The organism is Variovorax sp. YR752 (assembly GCF_943372545.1).
This window is the reverse complement of record NZ_CALRZC010000326.1, coordinates 1-6,921: the sequence shown is the minus strand read 5'-3', so window position 1 is coordinate 6,921 and position 6,921 is coordinate 1. Positions and strand designations below refer to the sequence as shown.

At 66.0% G+C, this 6,921-nt stretch carries 7 protein-coding genes and 1 pseudogene; 7 read left to right on the top strand and 1 reads right to left on the bottom strand.

The annotated features are described in order from the left end of the window. The 5 genes and pseudogenes from AAG801_RS38945 to AAG801_RS38925 form a co-directional block, all read left to right on the top strand. Window positions 1–899: pseudogene (locus AAG801_RS38945) on the top strand (hypothetical protein); the annotation flags it as partial. A gap of 28 nt (window positions 900–927) precedes the next feature. Next, complete coding sequence (locus AAG801_RS38940) at window positions 928–1,188, top strand: hypothetical protein (protein WP_225616844.1); 261 nt, start codon at window positions 928–930, stop codon at window positions 1,186–1,188. 120 nt (window positions 1,189–1,308) lie between these two features. Further along, window positions 1,309–2,289 carry a TRAP transporter substrate-binding protein gene (locus AAG801_RS38935; protein WP_341893241.1) on the top strand — a complete coding sequence of 327 codons (981 nt, stop codon included), beginning with the start codon at window positions 1,309–1,311 and terminating at the stop codon, window positions 2,287–2,289. 6 nt (window positions 2,290–2,295) lie between these two features. Then, a complete protein-coding gene (locus AAG801_RS38930) occupies window positions 2,296–2,829 on the top strand; it encodes a TRAP transporter small permease (protein WP_341893240.1) in 534 nt (177 codons plus the stop codon). Between the two features lie 9 nt (window positions 2,830–2,838). Next, the gene (locus AAG801_RS38925; protein ID WP_341893239.1) at window positions 2,839–4,152 is read left to right on the top strand and encodes a TRAP transporter large permease subunit; all 1,314 of its coding nucleotides are present in this window, start codon (window positions 2,839–2,841) and stop codon (window positions 4,150–4,152) included. Window positions 4,153–4,189: 37 nt separating this feature from the next. On the opposite strand, the gene AAG801_RS38920 is transcribed toward AAG801_RS38925, so the two are convergent. After that, window positions 4,190–4,894 (bottom strand): GntR family transcriptional regulator, encoded by a 705-nt coding sequence (locus AAG801_RS38920; protein ID WP_341893238.1) that lies wholly within the window; start codon window positions 4,892–4,894, stop codon window positions 4,190–4,192. Window positions 4,895–5,177: 283 nt separating this feature from the next. Between AAG801_RS38920 and AAG801_RS38915 the strand changes: the two genes are divergently transcribed. After that, complete coding sequence (locus AAG801_RS38915; RefSeq protein WP_099793884.1) at window positions 5,178–5,921, top strand: DUF969 domain-containing protein; 744 nt, start codon at window positions 5,178–5,180, stop codon at window positions 5,919–5,921. A gap of 5 nt (window positions 5,922–5,926) precedes the next feature. Then, complete coding sequence (locus AAG801_RS38910) at window positions 5,927–6,883, top strand: DUF979 domain-containing protein (protein ID WP_056577026.1); 957 nt, start codon at window positions 5,927–5,929, stop codon at window positions 6,881–6,883. Window positions 6,884–6,921 lie beyond the last annotated feature (38 nt).

Sequence of the window (6,921 nt, the reverse complement as noted above, 5' to 3'; positions counted from 1 at the left end):
AAGGCGCGGGCCACAAGCGCATCCTGGTCAGCGGCTTCGATCCCTTCACGCTGGGCACGCCGGGCGTCCACGACAACCCGAACATCCGCATCGGCAATCCCTCGGGCGCGACCATCCTCTCGCTGGACGGCAACACCGTGGCGCTGGGCGACGGCACCACGGCAGTCATCCGCACCTTCATCCTGCCCGTGAACTACCCGCCTTTCCTGCAGGGCATGCAGGAAGACACGCTGGGGCCGTGGTTCAAGCCCGGGCCCAAGCGGGTGGACGCATCCATCTCGATGAGCCAGGGCGGTGGGGCTTTCCACCTGGAGCACTTCAACGGCCGCTACCACCTGGCCAGCATCCCGGGCAACGACAACGTCTGGCCCGCCTGCATGGACGGCGACAGGTTTCCGTCGGTGCTCGACTGCGACATCTATCCGCCGGAGCGCTGGCTCGGCTTCATGCCGCGGCCCTGGGCCAAGGAGACGCCGCCGCAGTTCACGGTGTCGACGCTGCCGTTCCAGGCCATGATCGACGCGAAGACGGGCGAGGGCGTCATCAACCGCGACACCGAAACGCCGGGCGGCTGGAGCGTGATTCGGCGCGACACCTACAACGTGCAGCCGTGCAAGAAAGACGCACTGGGCCCGCTGGACAACAACTGCGCCCGCACGGGCGGCGGCGGCAACTACCTCTCCAACGCCAGCGCGTACCGCAACACGCTGCTGCGCGACACCTTCAAGCTGAACATTCCCGCCGGCCACATCCACACGCCGGTCATGACGCGTTTCGGCGCGGGCAGCGACGGCAAGATCACGGATGCCACCTTCGAGGGCTTCCGCGATTCCATCGTGGCCCAGGGCCGCAACCTGGTGATCGCGATGGCGAAGACCCTGTCGGCGCCGGCACCCTGACAACGTTGCATCACAAGAAGGCATGGACATGAAACACCAACTCTTCATCGGCATCGTCGGCCTGGCGTTGTCGGGCGCAGCCCTGGCGCAACCCACCGAGAGCTTCTACCTGATGCGCAACAAGGTCAGCGGCAAGGCCGTCTGCGCGCAGCATCCGATCAGCCCCGACTGGGTGCGCGAGGCCGGTCCGTTCAAGGACCAGGACTGCAAGGTCGCGGACAAGCCCGAGCCCCGGCGCTCCGACCTGCCGGCCAGCCCGCTCGAGCTGGCCCCCAAGAAGAAGGAATAGCCGGCCCGGCCCCCGGGCCGTCGGCGCCGCGGCGTGCATGCACTGCACGCCGAGGCTTCGCCTTGCGCATTCGTTGCTCTCTCTTTCCCTTTTCCTCCTTTGAACTCCTGGAGCGTTTCCATGCGAAATCCCTACGCGCACGCCGTCGTCACTGCCTTCGCGGGCCTGGCCTTCTCCCTCGGCGCCCACGCCCAGACGAAGTGGGATCTGGCCAATGCCTACCCCGCGACCAACTACCACACCGAGAACATCACGCAGTTCGCCAAAGACGTGGACGCGGCCACCGGCGGCAAGCTGAAGATCACGGTGCACGCGAACGCCTCGCTGTTCAAGGCGCCCGAGATCAAGCGCGCCGTGCAAAGCGGCCAGGCCCAGGCCGGCGAGATCCTGCTGGCCAACTACGCCAATGAGAACCCGATCTACGCACTGGACGGCGTGCCCTTCCTGGCCACCACCTATCCCGAGGCCCGCAAGCTCTACGACGCCTCCAAGCCCGCGATGGACAAGCTGCTCGCAGCCCAGGGCATCAAGGTGTTGTTCGTGGTGCCATGGGCACCGCAGGGCATCTATTCCAAGAAAGAGGTCGCCTCGGTGGCCGACCTGCGCGGCATCAAGTGGCGCGCCTACAGCCCGGCCACGGCCAAGATCGCCGAACTCATCGGCGCGCAGCCCGTGCAGATCCAGCAGGCCGAACTGAGTGCTGCCATGGCCACGGGCGTGATCGAGAGCTACATGAGCTCGGGCTCCACCGGCTACGACACCAAGACCTTCGAGCACATCAAGAACTTCTACGACACGCAGGCCTGGATTCCGAAGAACGCGATCCTCGTCAACGCCAAGGCGTTTGATGCGTTGGATGCGACCACCAAGGCCGCCGTGACCAAGGCCGCAGCCGACGCGGAGGCACGCGGCTGGAAGGTCGCGCAGGAGAAGAACGACGATTACAAGCGCCTCTTGGCCGAGCGCGGCATGAAGATCCACAAGCCTTCGCCCAAGCTGGACACCGACATGCGCCAGGTCGGCGGCATCATGCAGGCCGACTGGCTCAAGGCTGCAGGTGCCGATGGCGCATCCATCGTCGACACCTACAAGAGGAAGTAGGCCGCCATGCGCCGCTTCCTCGACCGCCTGTACGACGGTGCAGGCGCGCTGGGCGCTTTCTGCGTGTTCCTGATCTTCGTGCTGATGATCGTGGCCGGCGTGGGCCGCCAGATGAACTGGCACGTGAGCGGGCTCAACGACATCGTCTCCTGGCTGTGCGCCGCCGCGGCCTTCTTTGCGATGGCGCATGCGTTCCGGCATGGCGACTTCGTTCGCGTGACGCTGCTGCTGGACGCGGTGCCGCCGAAGGTGCGGCGTGTGCTGGACGTGATGTGCCTGCTGATCGCGGCGGTGTCGGTGGCCTACCTCACCTACTGGGCCACCAGCTTCACCTACGAAAGCTACGAGTTCGCGGAGATGGCCACAGGGTTGGTGGTCATTCCGATCTGGATTCCGCAGTCCACCTTCGTGATCGGCTGCTGGCTGCTCTTGATCGCCATGCTCGACGAGCTGGTGGGCGTGGTGCGCGGTGAGAAACCGAGCTACCAGCGGGCCATCGAAGAGCGGCACGCAGCCGGCGATTTTTCCTCCGACCTCTGAACGCACGCCATGCTCGAAACACTGCTCATGGGCGCGCTCTTGCTCGCCATCATGCTTCTCTTGCTCGCCGGTGGCGTGTGGATCGCCATGACCCTGGCCATCGTCGGCTGGGTCGGCCAGGCCTTCTTCACCAACACCTTGCCCGGCAAGAACCTGTTCTCGGCCTTCTGGGAAAGCAATGCCAGCTGGGAGCTGGCGGCGCTGCCGCTGTTCATCTGGATGGGCGAGATCCTCTTCAGAACCAAGCTCAGCGAAGAGATGTTCGAGGGCCTGCGCCCTTGGCTCAACCGCGTGCCCGGCCGGCTGATGCACACCACCATCCTCGGCTGCGGCGTGTTCGGCTCGGTCTCGGGCTCCTCGGCCGCCACCTGCGCCACCATCGCCAAGGTGGCGCTGCCCGAACTCAAGCGCCGCGGCTATGACGAGAAGCTGGCCATCGGCTCGCTGGCCACGGCAGGCACGTTGGGCATCCTGATCCCGCCGTCGATCACGATGGTGGTGTATGCCGTGGCGGCCGACGCTTCCATCATCCGCATCTTCCTGGCTGGCTTTCTTCCAGGCTTCCTGCTGATGCTGCTGTTCTCGGGCTACATCGCCTGGTGGAGCCTGCGCCATCCGGACAAGGTGCCGCCGGCTGATCCGCCCACCACCTTCATGCAGAAGATCCGGCTGTCGGGCAACCTCATTCCCTGTGCGCTGCTGATCGTGTTCATCGTCTGGGTGCTCGTGGCCGGCTGGGCCACGGCCACCGAGTGCGCCGCCTTCGGCGTGCTGGGCTCGCTGGCCATCGCGGCGTATGGACGCAGCCTCACCTGGCAGAACTTCAAGGACGGGCTCATGGGTGCCACGCGCACCAGCTGCATGATCATGTTCATCCTGGCGGGCGCCGCGTTCCTGACCAAGACCATGGCCTTCACCGGCATCCCGCGCGAGCTGGCCGAGTGGGTCGACAGCATGCAGCTGTCGCCCTACGCGCTGATCGGTGCGCTGGTGGTGGTGTACCTGGTGCTGGGCACGGCGCTGGATGGCATCTCGATGATCGTGCTGACCAGCGCGGTGGTGCTGCCGATGATCCAGAAGGCGGGCTTCGACCTGGTCTGGTTCGGCATCTTCGTGGTGCTGCTGGTCGAGATCGCCGAGGTCACGCCGCCGGTGGGCTTCAACCTCTTCGTGCTGCAGAACATGACCGGCAAGGACAGCAACGTGATCGCCAAGGCAGCGATTCCGTTCTTCTTCTGCCTCGTGCTGTGCATCGCGCTGGTCACGCTGTTCCCCAGCATCGTGACGTTCCTGCCCGACCTGATGATGGGCAAGGAGCGCTAGCGCGGCAGCCCGCGCGGCGCGGCGCGGGCTGGTTCAACTAGTTGTCGAGTCCGCCGTCCGGCATCTGCCGCGCATACACCGCCAGCACGATGCGCTCGGAGTGGATGAGGTAGTCGTTCAGCGCCGCCGAGCCTTCGGCGAACTTGCCGGCCTCGATGAGTTCGAGCAGCTTCGTGTTCATGTCCACGTAGGGCGCGTGCAGGAACTCCGGGTCTTTCAGCAGCCCGAAGGCCAGCCGCAGCTCGACCAGGATGTGGGCGAACAGCACGTTGAGCCGCTCGCTGTCGGCCAGCTCGACGATGCCCTTGTGGAACTCCATGTTGGCCGTGCCCACGCCCAGCCAGTCGCCGGCGTCGCGGCATTTCAGCGCCATCTCGACCGCCTCGCGCATGTGCTTCTTGGCGGGGTGGCGCGGGTAGGCCTGCGCCAGCGCCTGGCACTCGATGAGCCGGCGCACGCGGTAGATGTCGATGATCGACGCGATGCTCGGCACCGCCACGAACACGCCGCGGTTCGGCGCGTGCTTGAGCAGGCCTTCCTTGGTCAGCGTGCGGAACACCTCGCGCAGGGTATTGCGCGAAATCTCCAGGTTGTCGGCCAGCGCGGCCTCCGACAGCCGCTGCCCCGGCGAGAACTCGCCCTTCACGATCTTCTGGCGGATCAGCTCGGCCACGCGGTCGTTGAGCGTGAGCGCGCCGGCGGCCGGCGAGGGGGGGGAAGCGGGGGAATCCAGTCGGGTCATGCCGGTCGGTCGGAGGGAAAAAGGGAGGGTCGCAGCGAGCCTGCGTTGTAACAGACAGCCCCTGTGCCACGCCGGGCCGTGCACCGAAACGCGCCCGTTTCAGGGTTTTCATGGGGGTATCCAAGCACTGTTGTTGGGCACACTACATGAAATTGTTCAACAACTTGTTTGAAATGAGTGATTCATAAGAAATGAATTGCTCATTCATTGGCATGAGGTTTGCATCAATCGACCGCACCGGTGCCCCTGCGCCGGTGTTTTGCATTGCAACGAAAGACCAACCATGACACCTGAAGTCCCCCTGTGGCCGCTGATCGGCGTGGCCGTGATCATTGCGGGGTTCATCCTGCGCTTCAATCCGATGCTGGTCGTGATCGTCACGGCCATCGTGACGGCGTTTGCCGCGGGCTTCAGCCCGATGGCGATCCTCACGGCCATCGGCACCGGCTTCATCAAGACGCGCAATCTGCCGCTGATCATTCTTCTGCCGCTGGCGGTGATCGGCCTGCTGGAGCGCCACGGCCTGCGCCAGCACGCGCAGAACTGGATCAGCCGCATCAAGTCGGCCACCGCCGGCCGCCTGCTGATCGTCTACCTCGCGGCGCGCGAACTCACGGCGGCCATGGGCCTGACCAGCCTGGGCGGCCATCCGCAGATGGTGCGTCCGCTGCTCGCGCCGATGGCCGAAGGCGCCACCGAGACGCGCTACGGCAAGCTGCCCGACCGCATCCGCCACAAGCTGCGCGCCTACGCCGCGGCCACCGACAACGTGGGCCTGTTCTTCGGCGAAGACATCTTCGTGGCCTTCGGCGCCATCGTGCTCATGACCACCTTCCTGCACGAAGCCGGCATCGACGTGGAGCCGCTGCACATCGCGATGTGGGGCATTCCGACGGCCATTGCCGCTTTCATCATCCACGCCTGGCGCCTGCGCCGGCTCGACCAGGCGCTGGCCCGTGAGCTGGGTGGCGCCGCACAGGCCGACGCGCCTGTCGCCACTGCCGTGCCCGCCAAGGAAGGACGCTGAACATCATGATTCTCTCGATCCAGCACCTGTACCTTCTGGTCGGCGTCATCCTCGCCATCACGGCCGTGATGACGCTGGCCGACCGCCAGCATCCCAAGCGCTACACCAGCGCGCTCTTCTGGGGCATCTATGCGCTGGTCTTCCTGGTCGGCGACAAGCTGCCGCCCGCGCTGGTCGGCGTCGGCGCGATCGGCATGGCCGTCATTGCCGGCCTGCGCGGCGTCGGCGCGGGCAAGCACCGCGAACCCACGCCCGCGCAGTACCAGGCCAGCGCCACGCGCCTGGGCAACAAGCTCTTCATTCCGGCGCTGGCGATCCCGCTGGTCACCGTGATCGGCACCGTGGGCATGAGCCACATCAAGCTCGGCGGCACGCTGCTGCTCGACCCCAAGAACACCACGCTGGTGAGCCTGGGCATCGGCTGCGTGGTGGCGCTGGCGCTGGCCTGCTGGCTGACGCGCGAGACGCCCGTGCAGGGCATGCGCGAGTCGCGCCGCCTGACCGACGCGCTCGGCTGGGCCGTGGTGCTGCCGCAGATGCTCGGCATGCTGGGCCTGGTGTTCTCCGACGCCGGCGTGGGCAAGGCGGTGGCGCACATCACCACCAGCTACATCAACATGGACATCCGCTTTGTTGCCGTCGCGGTGTACGTGCTGGGCATGGCGCTGTTCACCATCATCATGGGCAACGGCTTCGCGGCCTTCCCGGTGATGACGGGCGGCGTCGGCGTGCCGGTGCTGGTGGGCGTGTACCACGGCGACCCGGCCGTGATGGCGGCCATCGGGATGTTCTCGGGCTACTGCGGCACGCTCATGACGCCGATGGCGGCCAACTTCAACATCGTGCCCGCGGCGCTGCTGGAGCTGCCCGACAAGAACGCGGTGATCAAGGTGCAGATACCGACCGCGGCCGCGCTGCTGGTGGTCAACATCTTCCTGCTGTACTTCCTGATGTTCCGCTGAGGCACCGCGCATGACCATCGTCACCGATGCAAAGGCAC